We start from the raw sequence: 23,111 nt of genomic DNA, 5'->3' as shown, positions 1-23,111 counted from the left end.
GTGGTCACGATATCCGACTGCTGTTGTGTGCCGGTGGCCGGGGCCCTCCCCGCGGGTGTGGTCAGGACCGGGGGTCGGGATGGACGCCGATCTCCAGCTGGAGGGTCGTCGAACGACCTGCCGGGAGCTCGATCGCGTGCTCCTTGGCGGCCCCGGTCTCGACACAGACGAAGTCCCGCCAGGCGGTCCCGGTGAGGTCGGAACGGGTGTCCTGGCTGAGCAGCGGGTTCCACACCACGGCGGTCGGGCACCCCGCGGTCCTCAGGGTGATGCGACGCCGCCAGGCCGGGTCGACCAGGACCAGCGGTCCGGCGGGATCCTGCAGCACGGTGTCGGTGTCGGGGCGCACCGGCAGGACGTCGTCGGCGAGGGGTCCGCGCTGTCCGGTGGCGTAGTTGTGGAGATCGGCCCCGGCGACTCCCCGGACCGTGGCGCGGGAGGCGTCGCCGACCCGCAGGTAGCTGTGCCACACCGCCTCGACCTGCTGGGGATGGCCGAGGGTCGAGGTGAGGGTCAGCCCCAGTCGCAGGGCGGAGTCGGTCATCTCGACCATCTGGACGACGTCGACACCGGGCAGGGATCCGCGGTAGCGCACCCGGAGCCGGTTGGCGCTGTCTGCGAGGATCTCGCGGGTGAAGTCGATCAGACGCATCGCGCCGTGCTGGGGGTTGCGGTCATCGGCCGGGCCGTGGCCGAACCAGGGGGCGCAGACCGGGATCCCGCCGCGGATCACCCCGGGCAGCTCCTGGGGGTCGGTGGGGTCGAACCACAGCACCGGCCGGTCGGTCCATGCCAGCTGCGAGGACGATGCCGCCGGTGCACCGGCGCTGATCGCCGGGACGGGCTGCCAGGCCAGCACCTGGGCACCGTGATCGGCGACCGCCCAACGACTGTGCTGCCTGGTGAGAACGGGTCCGGGAAGGTCAATCACCCGCAGAGGCTACCGACCGAGCAGCGGCTCTGGCCAAGGACTGCGGCTCAGGGGCGGGCCCACAGGGTGCCCAGGGCGTCCAGCCGGGGGAAGGACAGCGCACCGTCGGCCGCCCCGACCACCACCGGCTTGGCGCAGAAGGCGATGCCCAGGCCGGCGGCGCCGAGCATGTCCAGATCGTTGGCTCCGTCGCCCAGCGCGATGGTGCGTCTCATCGGCACCCCGAACTGGTCGGCCCACCGGCGCAGGTACCGCTCCTTGGCCGCCCGGTCCACGATCTCGCCCGCAAGGCGTCCGGTGAGTGCGCCGTCGACGATCTCCAACTCGTTGGCGGCGAGGACGTCGGCCCCGAGCTGGGCGGCCAGCGGGGCCACCATGGCGGTGAACCCGCCGCTCACCAGACCCACCCGGCAGCCCCCCTGGTGCGCCTGGCGGAACAGCTCCGCCGCCCCGTCGGTCACCTTCACCGCGGCACCGGCCTCCTCCAGAGCCCCCTCCGGAAGTCCCTTGAGCAGACCGACCCGTTCGGTGAGGGACTGCGCGAAGTCGAGCTCGCCGTTCATCGCCCGGGCGGTCACCTCGGCCACCTGGTCGGCGCACCCGGCGACCTCGGCCAGCAGGTCGATGCCCTCGGTGCGCGTCACCGTCGAGTCGACGTCGCTGACGATCAGCCCCGGGAGCTCGTCGGCGAGATGGGGCGGCACCGCGATGATGTCGACGCCGGCGGGGCGGGCCTCGGCGGCCAGCCGGCGCACGTCGTGGAGCGGCTGGGCGGGGAGTTTGAACCCCAGCGATCGCCAACCCTCCCCGGTGAGTCCTCGGGCGGTCGCCGCCTGGCTCCAGAAGGGCTGGGCGACATGCCGCAGCGGCTCGAGACTGTCCAGGGCACACAGGAGCACGATGCGATAGGCCATGGCCTCAGCATATGGAGTTCTGCCCTTGTCGGAGCGGGCTCAGGATCCGCAGATCGTGCGGGTCACGGTGTAGGCGCGGGTCCTGGCCACCTGCCGGGTCGGCCCGACCCGCTCGTCGAGGTAGCGGCCCCAGGGCAGATGGGAGTTGTAGACGCACCACAACTGCCCCCCGGGGCGCAGCACCCGGCCGGCCTCGGCCAGCATCCGGTGGGTGGGCCCGGAGTCGCGGGCCGACCCACGGTGGAAGGGCGGGTTGGTGACGATGACGTCGAGGCTGGAGTCGGGCACTCCCGTCAGCCCGTCGGCCTGTCGCACCGCGATGTCCAGACCGTTGGCGGCGGCCGTCATGGCGGTGGAGTCGGCCGCAGCCCAGGAGACGTCGCTGGCCCGCACCAAGACCCGGGCCCCGAACTTCTTGGCGACCGAGGCGGCGATCACCCCGTTGCCGCAGCCCAGATCCAGCACCTCGGCCGGACGGTCGTCGGGAAGATGGCGGCCGATCGACGGCAACTGGTCGAGCAGCAGGGCGGTGCCGGCGTCCAGTCCGGCGACGTGGAAGACCCCGCCGTGGGCCACCAGGTCCAGGGAGTCGATGTGCTGACGGCGCGGCCAGCCCGATCCGCGCGCCGGCCGGCTTCTGGGCCCCGACATGTGCAGCACCCGGGCGCGACGCCGGCCCAGGCTGGCGCTGACGTCGTCGAACCAACGCAGCCCCACCTCGTTCATCGAGCGGTTCATCCGGCGGATTCGGCCGCCGGCCACCACGTGCAGGTCGTCGATGCCGTGCCGGGCGGCCAGCCCGTGGAGGGCCGAGAGGGTCTCGTCGAGGGCGTCCAGGGACTCCGGCAGCTCCATCCAGACCTGGTGGGGAGCCTCCTGGGGAACGCCCGCGGATGAGACGGCCTCAACCCGGGCATCCGCACCGCGACCTGCCCGGGCATCGACACCGTCACCGGCCCGGCGCTCGGTCGCCGCCTCGGCCAGCGGGTTGACCAGCAGACCCTCCCCGGGGTGGTCCCTGTCCACCCGGCGGGCCAGTCTCAGGTCATCGCACCAGACGGATACGGGAGCCCAGGCCCGGGCGGCGTCGACGAGTCCGGGGCGTCCGAGAATCCAGATGTGACGCGCCCCTGCGGGGGCCTCGGCGGCGATGATGTCGTCCACGGGATCGTCCATGGGCCCCCATTATGGGCCAGCGCCCCCGGCAGCGGTCCGCGCGCTGTTAGCGTTCGGACATGCCCGAGTCCGTTCTCGAGATCCATGTCATCGCCGACTCCACGGGAGAGACGGCCGTGCGGCTGGCACGTGCCGCCCGCAGCCAGTTCGAGGGGGTGCACTGGCACATCGTGCGCCATCCGATGATCGGTTCGGTCAAGGACATGGTGGTCGCCCTGTCCGAGATCAAGGAGCGCCGGGACGCCGGGATGTGGGTCACGGTGGTCCACACCCTGGCCCTGTCGGACCAGCGTCAGATGGTCTGCGACGCCTGCGAGGCGATGGAGGTCCAGCAGGTCGATCTGATGGGCCCGATCCTGGGGGCGATGGAGCACGCCTCCGGGCTGGACGCCGACGAGGTGCCCCGGCGTCCGGTGGGTGTGGAGGCCGACTACTTCACCCGGATCTCGGCGATGGAGTTCGCGGTGCGCAACGACGACGGGGCGATCCCCGAGCGGGTCACCGAGGCCGACATCTGCCTGATCGGGGCCTCCCGCTCGGGCAAGACGCCGCTGTCGATCTACCTGGGGTATCTCGGCTACAAGACCGTCAACGTCCCCCTCATCCCCGGCATCGAGGCGCCCGCGGAGCTCTTCGCGGTGGACCGCTGGCGGATCGTCGGGCTGACCATCGACGCCCAGCGGCTGCTGGAGATCCGCGGTCGCAGGGTCAAGGGGATGGGCGGGTTCGGCACCTCGGACGGGTACGCCGATCTGGTGAAGATCTACGACGAGCTGGACGAGGTCGGCAAGGTCCAGCGCAGACTGGGCTGCCCGGTGATCGACACCACCGGACTGGCCCTGGAGGAGGCCGCCACCCGGGTCGTCGACATCGTCGAGGAGCGTGCCCGCACCGCCGGGGCCCACCTGCGGCGTCCCGCCGGACAGTTGCGCATCCGCCCCTGAGCGGCCCGGGAGGACTCGAGCAGACTCGGGAAAAGGCTCGGATCGGATCTGCTCTCCACCGGGCAAAACGTGGAAGAATGTCGACTGCCCGGGGGCGACACTGTCCGCCGTCCCGACACGGGGTTTCATCCAGCGCCGGAGTACCCCACGAGGTCACCCGTCAGGCAGATGGAACCGCGCAGATGAACCCGCAAGGCATGCGATCGAAGGAGATCCTCACGATGAGCGACCAGCACCGTTACGTCTATGACCTGTCCGAGGGAAGCGCCGACATGAAGCCCCTGCTCGGCGGCAAGGGCGCCGGAGTGGCAGAGATGAACCGGGTGGGGGTACCCGTCCCGGACGCCTTCACCGTCACCACCGAGGCCTGCGTGGAGACGATGAGGAAGGACGGCCAGTGGCCGGCCCCGCTGGCAGACCAGATCAGCGAGGGGCTCAAGCGCCTCGAGGAGCGCACCGGGATGATTCTCGGCGACCCCGACAACCCGCTGCTGGTCTCGGTCCGGTCCGGTGCGGTGATGTCGATGCCCGGGATGATGGACACCATCCTCAACCTCGGGATCTCCGATGACACGGTCGAGGCGGTCGGTCGCAAGGCCGGCAACGAGCGGTTCGCCTGGGACTGCTACCGGCGCTTCATCCAGATGTACGGCGAGGTGGTCGAGGGGATCGACTCCCACGTCTACGAGGACGCCCTCACCGCCATGAAGGCCGACCGCAAGGTCGACTCCGACACCGACCTGAGTGCCGCCGACCTCAAGGAACTCGTCGAGATCTTCAAGAAGCTGTCCAACGAGAAGCTTGGCGGCAACTGGACCACCGACCCGCGCGAGCAGCTGATGCGCGCCGTCGACGCCGTCTTCCGGTCCTGGCTCAACCCGCGTGCCTTCGTCTACCGCAAGGCCAACAAGATCTCCGACGACCTGGGCACCGCCGTCAACGTCATGCAGATGGTCTTCGGCAACCGCGGCGACACCTCGGCGACCGGCGTCTGCTTCACCCGCAACCCGGCCACCGGCGCCAAGGAGCTGTACGGCGAGTTCCTCCTCAACGCCCAGGGCGAGGACGTCGTCTCCGGCATCCGCACCCCCAAGCCGCTGGGTGAGATGGAGGCGATCCTGCCGGACGCCTACCACGACCTCATCGACACCATGCACAAGATGGAGTCTCACTACCGCGACATGCAGGACATGGAGTTCACCGTCGAGAACGGCAAGCTCTACCTGCTGCAGACCCGCAACGGCAAGCGCACCGCGGCGGCCGCCCTCAAGGTGGCCCGCGATCTGGTCTCCGAGGGAGTCATCACCAAGGAGGAGGCGCTGATGCGCATCGAGCCCGAGCAGCTCGACCAGCTCCTCCACGAGGCCATCGACCCGAACCACAGCGAGAAGGCGGTCACCGAGGGACTGCCGGCATCCCCCGGTGCCGCCGTCGGCAAGGCCGTCTTCGACGCCGACGAGGCCGCCGAGCTGGGGGAGAAGGGCGAGAAGGTCGTCCTGATCCGTTTCGAGACCACCCCCGACGACATCCACGGTGTGATCGCCGCCCAGGGAGTCCTCACCGCACACGGCGGGATGACCTCGCACGCCGCGGTGGTCGCCCGAGGGATGGGCAAGCCCTGCGTGGCCGGCGCCCGCGGGATCAAGATCGACGCCCAGGCCGGCACCCTGTCGGCCGGCGGCGTGGTGATCTCCAAGGGGGATCTCATCACCCTCAACGGGTCCACCGGTGAGGTCTTCAACGCGGGTCTGCCGCTCATCCCGCCGCAGATCAACGAGGACTTCGAGGAGGTCCTGGGCTGGGCCGACGAGGTGCGCCGGCTCGGCGTGGAGGCCAATGCCGACAACGCCACCGACGCCGCCAAGGCCCGCGAGCTGGGCGCCGAGGGAATCGGGCTGTGCCGCACCGAGCACATGTTCTTCGGCGCCGACCGGCTCCCGGCGATGCACGAGATGATCACCGCCGAGACCCCGGAGGAGCGCAAGGTCGCCGTCGACAAGATCCTGCCGATGCAGCAGGCCGACTTCGAGGGCGTCTTCACCGCGATGAAGGGGCTGCCGGTCACCGTCCGGCTGCTCGACCCGCCGCTCCACGAGTTCCTGCCGAACCTGGTGGAGCAGTCCCTCAAGGTCCAGCAGATGGAGCTCACCGGGGCCGATCCGGTCGCCCTGGACAAGGAGCGTCGCCTGCTGGCCCAGGTCAAGAAGCTGCACGAGCAGAACCCGATGCTCGGCACCCGCGGCGTGCGGCTGGCGATGCTGTACCCCGAGATCCCCGACATGCAGGCCCGCGCCATCATCCGCGCCGTCCTGGCGGTGCAGGAGAAGGAGGGCGAGACCGTCCAGATCAACATCATGATCCCGCTGGTCTTCACCGTCGTCGAGCTGGAGACCCAGCGCAGGATCGTCACCGCGGCGGCCGCCGATGAGCTGGCGAAGGCCGGCAAGGAGCTGGACGTCAAGATCGGCACGATGATCGAGCTGCCGCGGGCCGCCCTGGTCGCCGACCAGATCGCCACCCAGGCCGACTTCTTCTCCTTCGGCACCAACGACCTCACCCAGACCACCCTGGGCATCAGTCGCGACGATGCGGAGAACGGCTTCCTCACCGAGTACCTCCAGAACAAGGTGCTCAAGCAGAACCCGTTCGCCTCGATCGACGTCGACGGGGTCGGCCAGCTGGTCTCCGGCGCGGTGAAGAAGGGTAGGGCCGTCAAGCCCGAGATCTCCCTGGGCGTCTGCGGCGAGCACGGCGGGGATCCGGACTCGGTGCACTTCTTCCACCAGGCCGGTCTGGACTACGTGTCCTGCTCCCCGTTCCGGGTGCCGATCGCCCGGTTCTCGGCGGCCCAGGCGGCCATCGAGGAGAAGAACGGCGAGACGACCGTTCGCGACAAGTAGGACCGGGTCTGGTTCGAGAAGGGTCGAACGGGCCTGAACGGGACCGTGTGCGGCCGAACAGGACCGGACGGGCCTCAAATGGTGCGGTCAGCGCCCCTGCCGGAGTATCCAGGACTCCGGCAGGGGCGCTGCCCCGTCCCGGGTGTCCCGTTGGGGGTGTCCCGTCACGGGGGCGGCTCGTCGGTCTCTGGAGGTCCCACGGTGTCCGGGTGACAACGGGTGCTGCGCATCTGCCCGGCTCCCGGATACCCTTTGAACGGTTGCCGCCCAGCTCGCAGCACCACCGCAGTACCTGTCAACATCCCGTCGTGGAGGACACATGTCTCAGTCATTCGGCTCCTGGCGCGCCAGCTACACACCGGGCAACTGGGTGGTGCTCGCCGGTCCGAGCTCCCTGGTGGTCATGCAGCCGGCGGTCCCACGACACTCGGAGCTGATCGCCAAGATCTGGTACCAGGTGGCCCACGCCGATGACGCCAACGCCCTGGTCCAGACCCTCACCGCGATCGGACTGTCCCAGATGCCCAGTCTCGGGGTGTTCTTCTGGTCCGGCGACCAGATGGTCTCCCTGGCCCGTGGCTCGGTCGTCGTCAAGGACGCCTCCAGCGGCAAAGTGGTCAATCACGGCGATGGCGTCCTCACCTGGCGGGAGGCCGGGCTGGATCCGTCGATCATCACCGTCGAGATGGAGGAGTCGGCCCAGGAGAATCTGGTGATGCCGCTGCTGCTCGGCGTGGTGCAGGCCTCCCGGCTCACCATCGACGCCACCGGGACCGTCGAGCCGCTGGTCGTAGAGGATGACCGCGACGCGGCATCGGCCCCTCAGGGGCAGCCGAGCCGGTCGGCGGCGCAGGATGTCGCCCCGGCGTCGGCCCATCCCGATGCGGTGGCGGAGCAGCCCTCCGCGCCGTCCGACCAGCCCGCTGCCAGCTCGCCGGCCTCGAGCGCCTCCGCCGATGCCTTCGCCGACGTCGACGACCTGGGCCGGGCACCGGCCACCTCGGCGGACTCTGCGGACTCCCTCGGCTCCCCGGCCCCGGTCGCCCCTGCTCCCGTCGACGCTGTTCTGCCGGCCGCCCCCGGGACCTGGTCGACCCCGCCCGCCGAGGCCTCCGGGGATCTCGACTGGGGATCGTCGGAGTGGAAGGACTCCGACGAGGACTCCTCGAAGCCGTGGCCGGCCCCCTCGCGCCTGGATGACCAGGCCGACCAGGATGTCGCCCCCGATGACTGGGGATCGACTCCCTGGTCCGAACCCGACTCCTCCGCGTCCTCCTCCCAGCCTCCGGCCGCCCCTGCCCAGACGGCCGAGAAGACCGATGCGCCGTCGCCGTCGGGATGGGGGGACCCGGAGAGTTCGATGGCCCACGACGGGGCCACCATGTTCATGCCCGGTCTGGCCAACGAGTCGCCGTCGGCCGACCCGGCGGGTTCGGGTCTGGTGATGGCCTCGGTGTGCACCTCCGGCCATGCGAATCCGCCCGGCTCCCAGCATTGCCGGATCTGCTCGGCGCCGATGGACCCCTCGGGTCCCCGGCTGGTCGACCGACCGTGCCTGGGTGTGCTGGTGTGCTCCAGCGGCGACTCGATCGACCTGCTGGGGCCGGTTCTGGTGGGTCGCGCCCCCAATGGCGGCACCACCGATCCACAGGCCGCGCTGATGCGGGTGCTCTCTCCCAACCAGGACATCAGCCGCACCCATGTGCGGGTGGCGCCCAATGACTGGTCGATCGAGGTGACCGACATGAACTCCACCAACGGCACCCTGGTCCGCCATCCGGGGGAGGAGTCGATCCGGCTGTCCGCCGGTGAGACGGTGACCGTGGAGATCGGTGCCGTCATCGATCTGGGCGACGGTGTGACCCTGCAGATCGCGCCGCCGCGCGGCTGAGTCCGAACCCCGGGGTTTCCACAGGGGGAGGGGTGTCGAACCACCCCTTGGTGACCTATCGTGTCCTGATGCCCCGGTCGTCCGGGGCTCAGAGTTCATGAAAGGGACGTGTGATGGCTCGAGTCCTCATTCTGTCGGGTGCCGGGCGGTACGGCGATGCCTGGCACAACTTCGACGAGACCTCCGCGGCGGTGGCCCAGATCCTCACCGATCGCGGTCACCAGGCCGTGGTGCGGCGCAGTTGCCCCGAGGCGCTGGACACCCTGCCCGACGCCGACCTGCTGGTGGTCAACACCGGCGGCGGCGACCCCGAGGAGGGCTGGGACTACATTCCCGCGTGGTCCCGCGCCCATGCCAAGATCCTCGACCACTGGGAGTCCGGCAAGCCGATTCTCGGTCTGCACACCGCCGCCAACACCTTCTGCGACTGGGAGCTGTGGCCGACCATCCTGGGCGGCAAGTGGGTTCCCGGCGTCTCGGGCCATCCGGAGCGCTCCTACGCGGTCTTCGAGCCGATGCCGGGAGCTGAGGGACACCCGGCGCTGCGCGGGGTCGACCAGGTGGTCTGTTACGACGAGCGCTACTCGAACCTGGTCATCGACCCGTTGGCCACCCCGCTGCTCTTCCACGAGACGAGCGAGGAGTTCCAGGTGGTGGACTGGGTGATGGGCAACAACGTCATCTACGACGGCCTGGGTCACTCGGGGCGGTCCTACGAGTCGGCGTCCCGGCGGATGCTGCTGTGCTCGGAGGTGAGCTGGCTGCTCAACTGGAAGAAGCGGCTGGCCGTGCAGGAGGCCAGGAAGGCCGAGGAGGAGGACAGGAAGGCGGGCGAGGAGAGGTTGGTGTCCTCTCCCGCGACCGCCTGAGTCCCCGCCCCCACAAACCCCCTCCGGCGCGCCGGAGAGCTCAGCCGTCCCGCTCCCGGCCCTGCCGCATCGTGGGGTCTGCCGGACCTCAGTCCTGCGGGGCTCCCGCCAGGATCGCGGCGGTGGCGGAGACCCCGAGCCGGGTGGCGCCGGCGTCGATCATCGCGCAGGCCGTCGCGTAGTCGCGGATCCCGCCGGAGGCCTTGACCCCCAGCCGGCCGCCGACGGTGGCGGCCATCAGTTCCACGGCGTGCACTGATGCACCGCCGGCCTTGTGGAATCCCGTCGAGGTCTTGACGAAGTCGGCATCGGCCTGCTCGGCGCACCGGCACGCGGTGACGATCTCCTCGTCGGTGAGGACCGCCGACTCGATGATCACCTTGAGAAGGGTGGGGGAGGGGGCGGCCGCCCGCACCGCGGCGATCTCGGCGGTCAGGGCGTCGGTGTCGCCCTCCTTGAGCAGCCCGATGTTGATCACCATGTCGATCTCGTCGGCTCCCAGCGCCACCGACTCGGCGGCCTCTGCGGCCTTGATCGACGGGGTGTGCTTGCCCGAGGGGAATCCGCACACCACGGCCAGGTGCACCGGGCCCAGCTCGACGTCGCGCAGCGGCAGCATCGCCGGGGAGACGCAGATGGACCAGGTGCCCAGCGACCTCGCCTGCTCGGCCAGGATCCTGACCTCGGCCGAGGTCGCCTCGGGGGTCAGCAGGGTGTGGTCGATGTACTGTGCGAGCTCGCGTGCGCTCGGATGTGCGTTCACGTCTGTTCCTTCCTTGGAGTGCACCCCTCAGGATACGGAGCCCGGCCGCTCCCGGTGGCTCCAGCCTTTCCAGTGGGGGGCGGCCGACAGGTGGAATCCCCAGATGCCATCCTGTCCCAGCCCCGGGGCAACGTCACATGAGCCGTACAGATCACTCACAGACGCGGTGGGCAGGCTGCGGCCATGGACAGCATCGAGAACCCGCATCCCTCACAGACCACCCCCTCGGGGACTGAGTCCCGCATCCCCGCGGAGCACCCCTCGAAGGCCACTGCCTCGGCAGGGTCCGCAGGTCGGACCGGCCGGGGCGGCTGGCGTCACCGGGTCCGCCGCATGGTGCTCGGCATCGCCGCCGGGGCGACGATCGCGGTGGCCGGGACCGGGGCGGTCAGCGCCCAGGAGGCCGCCGCAGCCGGCGTCCCGACCCACAACTACGCGGTCCTCACCCAGACCGTCCATCTGCCGAGCGCATCGGCCGAGCCGAAGGGCGACGACGACTGAGCGGGCGCCTGTTCTCGGCGCTCGGTTCGCCCACATGATGTGGGTGCTCCACCCGTTGGCCGGGCCCAAGGGGGCGGCGGCGCTGGGGCCGCTGCTCCTCGCTCGGGATGACACAGCCAGAGACGACACAGCCAGAGATGACGCAGTGCTGCCGTGGGACTGGGCATCAACCAGTCCCAGGGCAGCTCTGACAGGGCTCGCCGGTGGCGGCCCCTCTCAGCTCTTGGCGCTGGTGAGGTCGTAGACCGTCACGCCGCCCACTGTCCTGGCGGTGAAGGTGGAGGTCACCCAGCTGGTGATGGCCGATGATGCGCCGCTTTCGGCGCCACCGGAGCCGCCGGTTCCCCTGTGGCGTGTGGTGCTTCCTGCACCGGTACCGCGGGAACCGCCCCACTGGCCCATCTCACCGGTGCCCGAGCCGCTGGGCCCGGTGCCCGCACTCCCGGAACCGGACGCCCCGTCTGCGGTGGGGGCGCCGGACGACGAGTTCTCGGTCGTGCCGCCGCCCATCCGGCCTCCCATGCCACCGCCGCCGATGAAGTAGCGGATCTTCCCGTCGGCCACGTACTGCTTGAACTGGGCCAGGGTGATGTTGTTGTCACTTCCGGACCAGCCGCCGATGGAGAACACCGCGGTGTCGGTGGACAGGATGTATCCGGCCGCGGTCTGGTCCCCGACAACGGCCGCAGACCACTTGGTCCCGGCGCTGTTGAGGAGCTTCACCAGTGCGGTGTTGGAGGACGTCGTGCCCCCCATGCCTCCGCCTCTGGCGGTGGTGCCCCCGGTGGACCGGCCCTGCTGACCGGTCTGGCCCTGCGCACCGGGGCTGCCCTGTCTCCCGGAGCCGTTCTGTATCTCGGAACTGCCCTGTGCCCCGGACTCTCCGGGGCTGCCCGAACCTCCGGGTACCGCCGGGCGCTGTCGCGAGGAGCCGGCCGCAGCACCTCCGGGGCGACCCATGCCACTGCCGGACATCCCGGCAGGACCCGAGGTCGGCGTCGAACCGGAGTGCGCAGTCACGACGGTGGCGGCCGTCCACGCACTAGTGGGAACCACCGCGGCCAGCGACCCCACCAGCAGCGCGCCGACCGCGATCCGCTTGAGCGCGATGGCCCCGGTCGGTGATCTCAGCGATCCGGCGACCAGGAAGACGATCGCACCGGCCAGACTCCCGATCAGTGCCAGCCAGCGGATCCAGGACTGCCACCCGGATGCGTAGACCCCGAGCAGGTGGAACCCCCAGGCCCCGGTGAGGACGACCGCGACGGCCAGGCAGACGCGCTTGAGCGTGGCGACCGTCGTGCTGTCACACTCGCCGGGCCACAGGGCGGCCGCACCACTGCCGATGGTGCCGCCGATCAGCGGTGCCAGCGCCACCGCGTAGTACGGATGGATGGTGCCCTGCATGACGCTGAACACGAGGGCCGTGACCACCATGGAGGCACCCCACAGCATGATGCGGGCACGCTGGCGGTCGTGGAGTGGACGTCGTCCGCGGGCGATGAGCCCTGCCACCAGCAGGAGGAGGGCCGCCGGGAGCAGCCAGCTGATCTCGGTGGCGAAGGCCGAGTTGACCATCCGCAGCAGGCCCGCCTCCCCGCCGAACGAGGCGTTGCCACCCCCTGCTCCGCCTCCTCCGCGGTTGCCGTCGCCACCCAGGACCCGCCCCAGGCCGTTGTAGCCGAGGGCCAGTTCCCACAGCGAGTTGTTCTCGGAACCTCCGATGTACGGACGTGAGGAGGCCGGCCAGACCGCGCACAGGGCGATCAGCCATCCGGCCGAGACGACCATCGAGGCGGTCGCCACCAGGAGGTGCCAGATCCGGGTCCACCAGCCCCGCCGGGCGCACAGCAGGTACACCAGACCCAGAGCGGGCAGGATGAGCACACCCTGGAGCATCTTGGTGAGGAAGGCGAGCCCGATGAGCCAGCCGGCGCCGATCAACCACCACAGGGCGGTGCGGCCACGCTCGGTCTGAAGGGCGCGCACCACCATGTAGGCGGCCGCCGTCAGGCACGCGGCCAGCATGGCATCGGGGTTGTCGAACCGGAACATCAGCGCGGCCACCGGCGTCACCGCGACCACCGCACCGGCGATCAGACCCGCCAGGTGCCCGGAGAGGCGGCGCACCGCTCCGTAGCTGAGCGCCACGGTGGCCACGCCCATCAGGGCGTTGGGCAGCAGCAGACTGAAGCTGGAGAACCCGAGGATCCGCGCCGACAGGCCCATCAGCCAGATCGCTGCGGGCGGCTTGTCGACGGTGATCGACAGCTGGGAGTCCAGACTCGCCCACAGCCAGGCGCGCCAGCTCTGCGTCGACGACTTCACACTGGCGGCGTAGAACTCGTTCGCATATCCGGAGATGGTGAGTTCATACAGGTACAGGAATGCGGTGATCGCGACAAGTCCCCACAGTGCCGGGCGCGCCCAGCGCGGATCCTCACGGCGGCCGGTGAATGCGCGGATGTACCACGCGCGTTCCGGTGCGGCACCCGAGGACTGTCGGCGTTCGGAATCAGTTCTCTCTGGGATGCCTCTTCGAGGATGGGGGTCTTCGACCGTGACGGATGTCATATGAGTTCCTCTCGAAATCTCTGAGTGGCAGTGTTCAAGAGTCCACGGAACTGGTGTGGGATTTCTGTGAGCAGAGCGTGGCAGATATGAGAACAGGGAATTGTCCGGCGGGCACACACCGGGCGACGCGCCGAGGACCCACCTCGGCGCGAAAGGGCGTCCGGGGTGGGTCGGCGGCTGCCGGGGGCGGGGTCACCCGGCCGACACCTGCGCGGAGGCGGGGTCGGCGTCGTGGTGGATCACCGCCCGAAGGGTGGCGAAGCGGACCAGGGTGGCGATGGCGTTGGCGACCAGGAGCACCAGCACCTCCGCCCAGCGCGGCACCGTGGTGGCCCAGTGGTGGAGGCCCCACAGCGAGCCACTGGTGAGCAGCAGCCCGACGCCGAACGCGATCAGCCCGCTGGCCTGGTGCTTGAGCATCCCGTCTCGGTTGTGCAGGCCGAAGGTGTGCCTGCGATTCGCGCTGGTGTTCCAGATCTGGGTGATCAGCAGCGACAGCAGGTTGGACAGCTGCGGTCCCATCGCCATCCGGGCCAGCAGGTAGATGACGTAGTAGGCGAGGGTGCTCACCACGCCGACCACACCGAAGCTGACGAGTTCGCCCATCAGTCCACGGGGCTGGCGGCGGGGTGCGCCGGCCGAGCTGGCCGTGTCGGCGTCGCGCTCCAACTCCGCGCGGAGCCCGGCGAGCGGGATCCGCCCGGTGGCGAACCCCTTCATCAGGCGGGCCACCCCCTTGAGGTCCTCGGTGGCGGTACCGACGATGTGGACGGTGGAGTCGGGGTCGTCGATCCAGTCCACGGGCACCTCGTGGATGCGCAGGCCGGCGCGCTGGGCGAGAATCAGCATCTCGGTGTCGAAGAACCAGTTGTTGTCCTCGACCAGCGGCAGCAGGTGATGGGCGATGTCGGAGCGGATGGCCTTGAAGCCGCACTTGGCGTCGGAGAAGGACACCCCGAGGACGGTGTGCAGGATCAAGTTGTAGGAGCGCGAGATGAACTCACGCTTCGGCCCCCGCACCACCCGCGAGGAGGACGACAGTCGCGAGCCGATCGCCAGGTCGGAGTGTCCCGACAGCAGCGGTGCCACCAGTGGGGCGAGGGCCCGAAGGTCGGTCGACAGGTCGACGTCCATGTAGGCCAGCACCGTGGCGGTGGACCCCAGCCAGGTGAGTTTGAGTGCGCGTCCCCGGCCCTTCTGGTCCAGGTGGACCGCACGCACCCCGTCGAGCCGGTCGGCCAGCTCGGTTGCGATGAGCCAGGTGTCGTCGGTGCTGGCATTGTCGGCGATGGTGATTGTTGCCGGCCACGGGAGGTCCTTCTGCAGAAAACGGTGCAGCCGGGTGACGGATTCTCGAAGGTCCTTCTGCTCGTTGTAGACCGGAATGACGATATCGAGGGCGGAATTGACCGCGGGGGTACTGGTCATCGATGTCCGGGGAAGCGTGTCAATGAATGTCATGGCGTTGTCTCCTTCTGAACAAGAGACTTCCGCGTGCAATGAGGTGTTGGCTTTGGCGGCATTGTGGAGAATCTGTGCCGTCATGATGTCGCCTGTGAGAGGTCATAGATTGATGTGCCGCCCACGGACTGTGCCGTGAAGTTCTTGGCGACCCAGGTGGAGATCTCGGAGCTGGCGCTGGAACCGGAGGTGGTGGATCCGGAGCCGGCGTTGGATCCGGCGGCGCCGCCGGAGCCGGTGGAGATGTAGAAGTGGATCCTTCCCTGCGCCACCAGCTGTTTGAACTGGCTCAGCGTGGGCGCCGGTTCCGTGCCGTTGTAGCCGCCGACGGCCATCACTGGATAGCCGGTGGCGAGCTGGTAGCTGGCGGCGTTGTTCGACCCGGTGACGGCCGCCACCCAGGTGTAGGAGCCGGCACCCGATGACAGAAGGGTCCTGGCGGCGGTGGAGACCTGGGCGCTGCCGTTGAGGCCGCCCATCCCGCCGCCGGTGCTGCCGGGCCGGCCGCCCTGGCGCGCGGGGGTCGACCCGTTGGTCCCTCCGGTGGACTGGCCTGCGGCCATGCCGTTGGGTCGACCTCCGGTCTGGCCGGCGCCGGGCGTCCGACCAGTTCGGGTACTGCCCGTCCCCGACTGCCCGGGTCCGCCCTGGCCGTTCTGCGGCTGTCTCTGACCTGCCTGACCCCCTGGACCTCCCCGGCTCGTCCGGCCCGCCTGGCCGCCCGCTCCGCCGGGGCCGCCGCCCTGACCGCTGGAGACCGGTCCCGCAGTGATGATTGCGCCGGTGTGCGGGGTGGCCGCCGTGTTGACCGAGTAGCCGACAGGGCCGGCGAGCCCGGCGGCCGGGGCGATCGCCAGGGATGCCCTCGCGATCCCGGCGGGAAGCAGCGGACCGAGGAGCAGCCCGAGGGAGGCGACCAGTCCGGCGACGCCCACCGCGGCCGCCAGGATCATCCAGGCCCCACCGGCCTGCGAGAACAGGTAGATCGCATAGCCGGCGGTCACCGCCGTGGACGCGGCCAGCGCGATGCGGCCCGTCCACCGGTCCCGGTGCTGCCAGCAGACGGCGGCCCCCAGACCGACCGCTCCACCGATCCACGGTGCGAGGGCGACCGTGTAGTAGTCGTGGTAGATGCCCGACATGAACGAGAACGTGAGGGCGGTGACGACCAGCGACCCGGCCGTCGCGATGACGCCGGCCAGCGTCTGGGTCGACGGCGTCGACCTCGCGTTCGAGGGACCGAGACGACGGGTGGACAGACCGACCCAGCCCCTGCGCCCGATGAGGACCACGGCCGTCACCGACAGGATGAGGGCCGCCGGGATGAACCAGGTGACCATGCCGGCCGAGGTGCCGTCGAACAGCCGGGTGATCCCGGTGCGTCCCCACGACCCCGCCCCGGTGGTGCCGCCGGGAACCACCGATCCGGTCTCGTTGCCGGTGATCCGGCCCAGTCCGTTGTAGCCGAGCACCAGCTCCAGGAAGGAGTTGGTCTGCGACCCGCCCATGTAGGGACGGGAGGAGGCGGGCACCAGTTCGAAGACGGCGATATACCAGCCGGCCGAGAGCACCATGGTGCCAAGGGCCGTCAGCAGGTCGACGAGCTTGTGCCTCCAGCTGCGCGGCGCGGTGATGACGTAGGCGATCAGCAGGGCGGGCAGCACCAGGAAGGACTGCAGCATCTTGGTGAGGAAGGCGAATCCGACCGCGGTCCCCGCCCAGGCGAGCCATCCGCGCGAGCCCTTCTCGCAGGCTCGCAGCACGCAGTAGGTGGCGACGACGAGCAGCAGGGTGAGAAGGGCGTCGGGGTTGTTGTAGCGGAACATGAGGGTCGCCGAGGGCACCGTTGCGAAGATGGCCGTGGCACCCATCGCCGCCCAGTGGGCGCGGTTGTGCAGCGCGCTGGTCTCGGGGGTGACGTCGCGCCAACCGCCGTGGGCCAGGACCCGGCGCACCGTGACGTAGAGGACGGCGGCCGCGGAGACCCCCTCGAGCGCCTCGGGCACCAGGATGGCCCAGGAGTTGACGCCGAAGATGCGCACCGAGATGCCGATGATCCACAGGAATGCTGGTGGTTTGTCGACGGTGATGAAGTTCGCGGCGTCCGAGGACCCGAAGAACAGCGCCTTCCATGACTGTGAGGCCGCCTGCGCGGCCGCCGAGTAGAACGAGTTGGCCCAGCCAGAGGCCGACAGGCCGATGATGTAGAGGCATCCGATGGCGAGGAGCAGGAGACCGAGACTGGCCGCCCGCCATACCCGGCCGGCTCGCAGCGACGAGCGGCGGGACCCACCGCGCGCACCGGCCCGGAGCGTGGTCCTGCGTTCGGTGGTGTCCTGGGAGGCGGCGTCCTGGGCGGTGGTGTCCAGTGTGTTGGGGTCCCGGGTAGTGCTGTTCCGGGCAGCGTCCTGTGGGGCGGTGACGCCGGACATGAGTCGTGTGTGCGTGGGACCGAGAGCCGCTGGATTCTCCATGGCTTCCAGCCGACTGCTGGATCCTGTGCGTCCCGTGTGGGTGGCGGATGCCGCCGGCCAGAAAGCACGATCATCAGCATTCACACAGTCGGAGGACAGCTATCACCCGGTGGGCACACAGCGGATCTGGACGTCGGCCACCGCAGAGCTGGGCCGAGCGGTGGGCTGCTGGAAGCTGGGCGCAGGTCGCGCTGGGAGCGGTGCCATCGGTGGATGGCGCTGTGAGCTCGACTCGTCACGTCGCGCTGTCGGGTGGACTGTGGAGCCTCGGTGGGCGGGGCCTGAGGCGATCAGCCGGTGAGTGGGAGCCGCAGCGTCATCGTCGTCCCGCGCTCGCTGGAGTCGAGGTGCGCCGAGCCGTGGTGGGCCTCCATCACCGCCGCCACGATCGCCAGCCCCAGCCCGGTGGACCCCTCGGTGGAGTCGGTGCGGGAGGTGTCGGCGCGGGCGAACCGTTCGAAGACCGTCTCGCGTACCGACTCGGGGATTCCCGGACCGTCGTCGGTGACCACCACCCGCGCCTCGGTTCCCTCGACCGCGACGGAGGTGTGCACATGGGTGCCCGGCGGGGTGTGCTTGCGCGCGTTGGAGAGCACGTTGACGACCACCTGGGTGAGCCGGTCGGGGTCGGCTGCCACCATGACCGGCTCGTCGGGCAGGTCCAGCGACCAGGTGTGGTCGGTGCTGGCGGCCTGGGAGTCCGAGACCGCGTTGAGCACCACCTCGACGAGGTCGGTGGGCTGGAGGTCGAGGGTCTGGTCGTTGTCTAGACGGGCCAGCAGCAGCATGTCCTCCACCAGGCCGCTCATCCGGGTCGCCTGGGCCTCGATCCGGCTCAGGGAGTGGGCGGCGTCCTCCGGCAGCTGCTGCTCGGAGCGGCGGGTGAGTTCCGCGTAACCGCGGATCGAGGCGAGCGGATTGCGCAGCTCGTGGGAGGCGTCGGCGACGAACTGGCGGACCTTCGTCTCGGATTTCTGGCGGGCCGCCAGGGCTCCCTCGACATTGTTGAGCATGTGGTTGAAGGCCGATCCGACCCGGCCCACCTCGGTGCGCGGATCGGCCAGCGCGGGATCGACGCGGACCGGCAGGTTGACCTCCCCGGAGTCCAGGTCGAGCCTCGAGACGTGGTTGGCCACCGAGGCCAGCCGGTTGAGGGGTTTGAGGTTGTGCATCACGACGGTGCGCGAGATCACCATCGAGGCGACCACGGCCAGTGCCGCCCCGCCGCACTCCAGGATCAGTAGGGCCTTGATCGCTCTGTCGATGTTTCCCATCGGCAGCGCGACCACGTAGGTGGCGCCGTCGCGGGTCTGGGAGAGCACCCGGTAGCGGTCCAGACCGTCCAGCCTGATGCCGTGCTTGCGGCCGTCGCTGGGGACGTCGAGCAGGGTGTTGAGGCCGGAGTCGAGACTCGGCGAGACGGTGGTGGCACTGTTGTTCAGGCCGATCCACATCCCGTTGCCGCGGATGAAGGAGTCCACCTGACCCTCGGTGACCACCGATCCGACCGTCAGCCCGTTGGCGCACCGGGAGACGAAGACCGAGCCCACCGAGTTGCCCAGCACCTTGGACCCCTGGGCGGGGCCGGGGATCTCGGTGAAGCAGGGATCGGCCCCCGGCTGGCTGGACTGGCGTTGGCTGGCGGTGTCGAGCTGCTGGTCCAGCTGGGAAACCAGGATGTGCCAGGTAGCGAAGGTGGTGATGGCGGTCAGCGCGATGGCGACCACCGCGGCGATCGCCGACACCTGGATGATGAGTCGGCGTCCCAGGGTGCCGTTGCCGCGCGGATGGTCCAGCCGGGAGTCCTGCCGGGAGTCTGGCCGTCGGGTGAGGCGCTCCCGGATCCTGCCCATCGTCGCGGCTCAGTTGGCGGGACGCAGCACGTACCCGGCGCCGCGCATGGTGTGGATCATCGGCTGGCGGCCGCGGTCGACCTTCTTGCGCAGGTAGGAGATGTACAGCTCGACGACATTGGCCTGACCGCCGAAGTCGTAGTTCCACACCCGGTCGAGGATCTGGGCCTTCGACAGCACCCGGCGGGGATTGCGCATGAGGTAGCGCAGCAGCTCGAACTCAGTGGCGGTGAGGTTGATCTCCTCGCCGGCCCGGGCCACCTCATGGGAGTCCTCGTCCAGGGTGAGGTCGCCCACCACCAGAGTGGAGTCCGAGCGCGGTTCGGTGGCTCCCGAGCGGCGCAGCAGGCCGCGCAGCCGGGCGATGAGCTCCTCCAGGGAGAACGGCTTGGTGACGTAGTCGTCGCCACCGGCGGTGAGTCCGGCGATCCGGTCGGTGACCGAGTCCTTGGCGGTGAGGAAGATCGCCGGCACCTCGGGCTGGTCCATCCGGATTCGGCGCATCACCTCCAGGCCGTCGAAGTCCGGCAGCATCATGTCCAGGACGATGGCGTCCGGCTTGACCTCCTTGGCCGCGCGGACGGCCTTGATGCCGCTGTCCGCGGTGGTCACCTTCCATCCCTCGTAGCGCATCGCCATGGAGAGAAGCTCGGTCAGGCTGGCCTCGTCGTCGACGGCCAGGACACGGATCGGAGAGCCGTCGGCGCGTGTGAGTTTGGTGGGTGAATTGTCCGTCACGTCGCAAGAATGGCACGCAGAGGGTGTGTGGAGGACGGGGCTTGGCTGTGATGATCCTGAGAGTCGGTAGTCGGGGGCTGTGTGCAGCCGATGGCCAGGGGAGGGTTGGTCCCCGGCGGATGCGCCGATGGCCCAAGATGAACATTTGGTTAACTTTCACCATCGACCCGGAGTACGGCGTGCCGTCTCGTCCGCGACGCCGCGCCGCGGGGCCGGTTCCTGCGTCGGCCTGCGGGGCGGACCGGACGCCGCCCGCCCGCCCCGTTGCCAGGACAGGGCCCGCCCGGACCCGGACGCGGGGGGGCGGGTCCGCGCAGGGGTGAAAACCGGGGGTCACCGATCGCACTAGCGTTCTGCTGGGTTCGGGCGCACCGCTGGAACCCAGGTTTGTGACGGGTGGGTCTGGTCGACCGCGCGCCCTGAGTCCAAGGACTGTCATTGACAACGACTCTGTTCATCGTCTGCCTGGTCGTGATCACAGCGCTGGCGTTTGACTTCACCAACGGCTTTCACGATTCCGCGAATGCCATGGCCACCTCGGTGGCCACCGGTGCTCTCGCCCCGAAGGTCGCGGTAGGTATCGCGGCCGTCCTCAACGTCGTCGGGGCCACCCTGTCGACCGAGGTCGCCAAGACCATCTCCAGCGGCATCGTCGAGGACTCGCTGGTGAGTCCCGAGATGGTCTTCGCCGGCCTGGCCGGGGCCATCATGTGGAACCTCGTCACCTGGCTCTTCGGACTTCCGTCCAGCTCCTCGCACGCCCTGTTCGGCGGCCTCATCGGCGCCGTGGTGGTCAAGGCGGGGATGAGCGGGGTCCACCTCGAGACCATCCTCAGCAAGATCATCCTGCCGGCCCTGGTCGCCCCGGTGGTGGCCGGCGTCGCCGCCGCCCTGGCCACTCGGCTGGCCTACAAGATCAACGGTCGCACCACCGACAAGAACACTCGCGGCATCTTCCGGCACGCGCAGGTCGTGTCGGCGTCCATGGTCGCCCTGGCCCACGGCACCTCCGACGGCCAGAAGACGATGGGCATCATCACCCTGGTGCTGGTGGCCGCCGGCTACCAGACGGCCGGCACCGGCCCGCACGTCTGGGTCATCCTGGCGGCCGGCTGCGCCATCGGCCTGGGTACCTACTCCGGCGGGTGGCGGATCATGCGAACCATGGGCAAGGGGCTGTGCGACATCGAGTCCCCCCAGGGATTCGCCGCCGAGACCTCCTCGACCGTCGCCATCCTCGCCAGCTCCCACCTGGGCTTCGCGCTGTCGACCACCCACGTCTGCTCGGGATCGATCCTGGGCTGCGGGCTCGGCCGAGGCACTCAGGTCCGGTGGTCCACCGCCGGAAGAATGGCGATCGCCTGGGTCGTCACCCTGCCGTGCGCCGCGGTCGTCGGCGCGCTGGCCTCCCTCATCGCCGGCCTCGGGCTCGGCGGCATGGCGATCGATGCGGCCCTGCTGCTGCTCGGCGCCGGGTTCATCCTCCATCAGTCCCGTCATCACTCGATCGATTCGAAGAATGTCAACGAGTCCAGCGACGTCAACGTGCGCAAGCCCGGCGTCGCCCACGTCTCCGAGGGAGCCGCAGCATGAGCATCGACTGGATCGCACTTGCCCAGGTCGCGATGGTGACCGTGCTGGCCGCCGTGGCCATCGTCGGAGTCGTCTCCGGCGGGGCGCTGATGCTCGACCGGGCGAAGATCCGCGAGGGCAACGGGGACGGCACCGCCTCCCTGGTGATGATCGGCTGGAGCATGATCGGGCTGGCCGGCCTGGTGGTCCTCTACGGCCTCTACCTCCTCATCCCCTACTTCCACTGAGTTCTGGGTGGACTGACTGGCCGGCTGGTTCTCCAGCCGGCCAGTTGTCTTCCCGGCCGTCCTGCGGTGCCGGCCCCTATGTGGTGCCGGACGTCCTGTGGTGCCCCCTGGGTTGCCGGACGTCCTGTGGTGCCCCCTGGGTTGCCGGACGTCCTGTGGTGCCCCCTGGGTTGCCGGTGCCACCCTTTTTGCGACGATGCTCGCGAAGTTCGACGATGCTCGCGCTATAGCGTGAGCATCGTCGAACTTCGCGAGCATCGTCGGGGTTTGGGCGGCCAATGGACTGGGTGTGGTCGGGTTTGGGGCTGGTGTGGTCGGATCTGGCCGGGTGGGCAGGGTCGGCTGAAGTCCTGGGTGGTCTCGGTCGGTTGAAGTGCTGGTGGATTCGGCCGGCTCAAGCTCCGGGTGCCCCCGATGACGGCTCCGGGCTATGCGTCAGGTCCTGTCCTGTAGATCAGACGTCGCAGCCGGTACGCCGCTGCCCGGGGGTTCCTCAGATCGGCCGCGCTGAACCTGATGATCTGGAATCCCTGGTCGCGGATGGCCGCCTCCCGGTCCTTCTCGGCGACGACGACGTCTGAGACGGTCTGGCCCGGACGCAGCAGCCGACCGTACTTCTCGGGGCCGTCGTACTCGCCGATCACCCCGAACTCCGGCCACCCGAAGTCGGTCCGTGCGACGAACTGTCCGTCCGGGGTGCGGATGATGAACTGCAGCACCGGGCGGGGGCAGCCCTGGACCTCCAGCATGGCGCGCATCAGCGACTCCCCGGGGCTCTCGGGGGCAGGGTCGGCGAACTCCGCCACCCGCCGTGCCGCTCGGTTTCCCGGTCTGCGGAAGGCACGGTCCGTGAGCTCCTGGAGGTGCTGCGCGGATCCGCCTCTGCCCAGGACGGCGTCGGCGATCATGACGCCGGTGACGAAGCCGAACTCGCGCGCCATGTCGACCGCGGTGCGCTCCGGACTGGTGACGCGGACCCCGCGGACGTCACAGATCTCTTGGGGAGTGATTCTGCACGTCCGCGTCACGAGCCATGGTTTGCGGTGCCTGCTGTTGTCTCCCGGCGGTTTGGTCACCCACACCGTCGTCTGCTCGTCCTTGGTCATCGGGAGCCCGAGGAGGGCCGCAGCCGAGACATGGCTCAGGACCCAGTCGTCCCCGCCGAGGACGGGCAGGGTCGCCTCGATGAGGTCGAGCTGGAGCTCTCGCTCGTCGATGCCCGGTGGACCGGTGCTCACCGCCCCGTGCCGGATCGTGGTCATGGACCCGTCGCTGATGCACCGCGCGACGTCCTCATGGCTC

The 23,111-nt window shown here is 69.6% G+C and carries 17 protein-coding genes and 1 pseudogene; 8 read left to right on the top strand and 10 right to left on the bottom strand.

Annotated elements, in window-relative coordinates; all coding sequences use genetic code 11:
* Positions 1-61: 61 nt before the first annotated feature.
* Genes FEZ32_RS02375 through FEZ32_RS02365 form a run of 3 tightly spaced genes read right to left on the bottom strand, consistent with a single transcriptional unit; the run spans position 62 to position 3,021 of the window.
* Positions 62-931, bottom strand: a complete 870-nt coding sequence (locus tag FEZ32_RS02375; protein ID WP_138679802.1) for an aldose epimerase family protein — start codon at positions 929-931, stop codon at positions 62-64.
* A gap of 47 nt (positions 932-978) precedes the next feature.
* Positions 979-1,845, bottom strand: a complete 867-nt coding sequence (gene serB / locus FEZ32_RS02370) for a phosphoserine phosphatase SerB (RefSeq protein WP_138679801.1) — start codon at positions 1,843-1,845, stop codon at positions 979-981.
* A gap of 39 nt (positions 1,846-1,884) precedes the next feature.
* Positions 1,885-3,021, bottom strand: coding sequence for a class I SAM-dependent methyltransferase (locus FEZ32_RS02365; protein WP_175415697.1), 1,137 nt, complete (start codon positions 3,019-3,021; stop codon positions 1,885-1,887).
* 59 nt (positions 3,022-3,080) lie between these two features.
* Between FEZ32_RS02365 and FEZ32_RS02360 the strand changes: the two genes are divergently transcribed.
* The 5 genes and pseudogenes from FEZ32_RS02360 (at position 3,081) to FEZ32_RS02345 (ending at position 9,625) form a co-directional block, all read left to right on the top strand.
* A complete protein-coding gene (locus FEZ32_RS02360; protein WP_028703809.1) occupies positions 3,081-3,965 on the top strand; it encodes a pyruvate, water dikinase regulatory protein in 885 nt (294 codons plus the stop codon).
* Positions 3,966-4,186: 221 nt separating this feature from the next.
* Positions 4,187-6,865: a pyruvate, phosphate dikinase gene (gene ppdK, locus FEZ32_RS02355; protein ID WP_028703810.1), complete on the top strand. Its 2,679-nt coding sequence runs from the start codon at positions 4,187-4,189 to the stop codon at positions 6,863-6,865.
* 319 nt (positions 6,866-7,184) lie between these two features.
* A pseudogene (locus FEZ32_RS13780) lies at positions 7,185-7,658 on the top strand (FHA domain-containing protein); the annotation flags it as partial.
* 567 nt (positions 7,659-8,225) lie between these two features.
* The gene (locus tag FEZ32_RS14125) at positions 8,226-8,756 is read left to right on the top strand and encodes an FHA domain-containing protein (protein ID WP_338028431.1); all 531 of its coding nucleotides are present in this window, start codon (positions 8,226-8,228) and stop codon (positions 8,754-8,756) included.
* Between the two features lie 113 nt (positions 8,757-8,869).
* Positions 8,870-9,625, top strand: coding sequence for a ThuA domain-containing protein (locus FEZ32_RS02345; protein WP_097828710.1), 756 nt, complete (start codon positions 8,870-8,872; stop codon positions 9,623-9,625).
* A gap of 88 nt (positions 9,626-9,713) precedes the next feature.
* On the opposite strand, the gene deoC is transcribed toward FEZ32_RS02345, so the two are convergent.
* The gene (gene deoC, locus FEZ32_RS02340) at positions 9,714-10,388 is read right to left on the bottom strand and encodes a deoxyribose-phosphate aldolase (RefSeq protein WP_138679799.1); all 675 of its coding nucleotides are present in this window, start codon (positions 10,386-10,388) and stop codon (positions 9,714-9,716) included.
* A 183-nt stretch (positions 10,389-10,571) separates the two neighbouring features.
* On the opposite strand from deoC, the gene FEZ32_RS02335 reads away from it, so the two are divergent.
* A complete protein-coding gene (locus tag FEZ32_RS02335; RefSeq protein ID WP_028703814.1) occupies positions 10,572-10,889 on the top strand; it encodes a hypothetical protein in 318 nt (105 codons plus the stop codon).
* 216 nt (positions 10,890-11,105) lie between these two features.
* On the opposite strand, the gene FEZ32_RS02330 is transcribed toward FEZ32_RS02335, so the two are convergent.
* The 5 genes from FEZ32_RS02330 to FEZ32_RS02310 all read right to left on the bottom strand — a co-directional run bounded on the left by FEZ32_RS02330 (position 11,106) and on the right by FEZ32_RS02310 (position 19,989).
* The gene (locus FEZ32_RS02330; protein WP_138679798.1) at positions 11,106-13,463 is read right to left on the bottom strand and encodes an ArnT family glycosyltransferase; all 2,358 of its coding nucleotides are present in this window, start codon (positions 13,461-13,463) and stop codon (positions 11,106-11,108) included.
* A 192-nt stretch (positions 13,464-13,655) separates the two neighbouring features.
* Entirely contained in the window at positions 13,656-14,924 is a 1,269-nt protein-coding gene (locus FEZ32_RS02325; RefSeq protein ID WP_217496606.1) for a bifunctional glycosyltransferase family 2/GtrA family protein, read from the bottom strand.
* Positions 14,925-15,004: 80 nt separating this feature from the next.
* Positions 15,005-17,356 carry a glycosyltransferase family 39 protein gene (locus FEZ32_RS02320; RefSeq protein ID WP_175415696.1) on the bottom strand — a complete coding sequence of 784 codons (2,352 nt, stop codon included), beginning with the start codon at positions 17,354-17,356 and terminating at the stop codon, positions 15,005-15,007.
* A gap of 332 nt (positions 17,357-17,688) precedes the next feature.
* Complete coding sequence (locus FEZ32_RS02315) at positions 17,689-19,251, bottom strand: sensor histidine kinase (protein WP_097799369.1); 1,563 nt, start codon at positions 19,249-19,251, stop codon at positions 17,689-17,691.
* Between the two features lie 9 nt (positions 19,252-19,260).
* Positions 19,261-19,989, bottom strand: coding sequence for a response regulator transcription factor (locus tag FEZ32_RS02310; RefSeq protein ID WP_138679796.1), 729 nt, complete (start codon positions 19,987-19,989; stop codon positions 19,261-19,263).
* A gap of 438 nt (positions 19,990-20,427) precedes the next feature.
* Between FEZ32_RS02310 and FEZ32_RS02305 the strand changes: the two genes are divergently transcribed.
* Entirely contained in the window at positions 20,428-21,582 is a 1,155-nt protein-coding gene (locus tag FEZ32_RS02305) for an inorganic phosphate transporter (protein WP_028703204.1), read from the top strand.
* Positions 21,579-21,809 (top strand): hypothetical protein, encoded by a 231-nt coding sequence (locus FEZ32_RS02300; protein WP_028703203.1) that lies wholly within the window; start codon positions 21,579-21,581, stop codon positions 21,807-21,809. The genes FEZ32_RS02305 and FEZ32_RS02300 overlap by 4 nt, the downstream gene beginning before the upstream one ends.
* A 428-nt stretch (positions 21,810-22,237) precedes the next feature.
* Here FEZ32_RS02300 and FEZ32_RS02295 read toward each other — a convergent pair whose 3' ends face one another.
* Positions 22,238-23,071 carry a hypothetical protein gene (locus FEZ32_RS02295; protein WP_175415695.1) on the bottom strand — a complete coding sequence of 278 codons (834 nt, stop codon included), beginning with the start codon at positions 23,069-23,071 and terminating at the stop codon, positions 22,238-22,240.
* Positions 23,072-23,111 lie beyond the last annotated feature (40 nt).

The sequence above is a fragment of the Acidipropionibacterium jensenii genome (genome assembly GCF_005890135.1).
In the GTDB taxonomy this organism is placed as follows: Bacteria; Actinomycetota; Actinomycetes; order Propionibacteriales; family Propionibacteriaceae; genus Acidipropionibacterium; species Acidipropionibacterium jensenii.
This window is presented reverse-complemented; position numbering and strand designations above follow the sequence as displayed.

Excerpts from the sequence above, each read along its gene's own strand:
- ppdK (WP_028703810.1), top strand. The coding sequence starts at position 4,187 with ATGAGCGACCAGCACCGTTACGTCTATGACCTGTCCGAGGGAAGCGCC.
- FEZ32_RS02335 (WP_028703814.1), top strand. The coding sequence starts at position 10,572 with ATGGACAGCATCGAGAACCCGCATCCCTCACAGACCACCCCCTCGGGG.
- FEZ32_RS02330 (WP_138679798.1), bottom strand. The coding sequence starts at position 13,463 with ATGACATCCGTCACGGTCGAAGACCCCCATCCTCGAAGAGGCATCCCA.
- FEZ32_RS02320 (WP_175415696.1), bottom strand. The coding sequence starts at position 17,356 with ATGTCCGGCGTCACCGCCCCACAGGACGCTGCCCGGAACAGCACTACC.
- FEZ32_RS02295 (WP_175415695.1), bottom strand. The coding sequence starts at position 23,071 with ATGACCACGATCCGGCACGGGGCGGTGAGCACCGGTCCACCGGGCATC.
- FEZ32_RS02360 (WP_028703809.1), top strand. The coding sequence starts at position 3,081 with ATGCCCGAGTCCGTTCTCGAGATCCATGTCATCGCCGACTCCACGGGA.
- FEZ32_RS02315 (WP_097799369.1), bottom strand. The coding sequence starts at position 19,251 with ATGGGCAGGATCCGGGAGCGCCTCACCCGACGGCCAGACTCCCGGCAG.
- FEZ32_RS14125 (WP_338028431.1), top strand. The coding sequence starts at position 8,226 with ATGGCCCACGACGGGGCCACCATGTTCATGCCCGGTCTGGCCAACGAG.
- FEZ32_RS02345 (WP_097828710.1), top strand. The coding sequence starts at position 8,870 with ATGGCTCGAGTCCTCATTCTGTCGGGTGCCGGGCGGTACGGCGATGCC.
- serB (WP_138679801.1), bottom strand. The coding sequence starts at position 1,845 with ATGGCCTATCGCATCGTGCTCCTGTGTGCCCTGGACAGTCTCGAGCCG.
- FEZ32_RS02325 (WP_217496606.1), bottom strand. The coding sequence starts at position 14,924 with ATGACATTCATTGACACGCTTCCCCGGACATCGATGACCAGTACCCCC.
- FEZ32_RS02365 (WP_175415697.1), bottom strand. The coding sequence starts at position 3,021 with ATGGACGATCCCGTGGACGACATCATCGCCGCCGAGGCCCCCGCAGGG.
- FEZ32_RS02300 (WP_028703203.1), top strand. The coding sequence starts at position 21,579 with ATGAGCATCGACTGGATCGCACTTGCCCAGGTCGCGATGGTGACCGTG.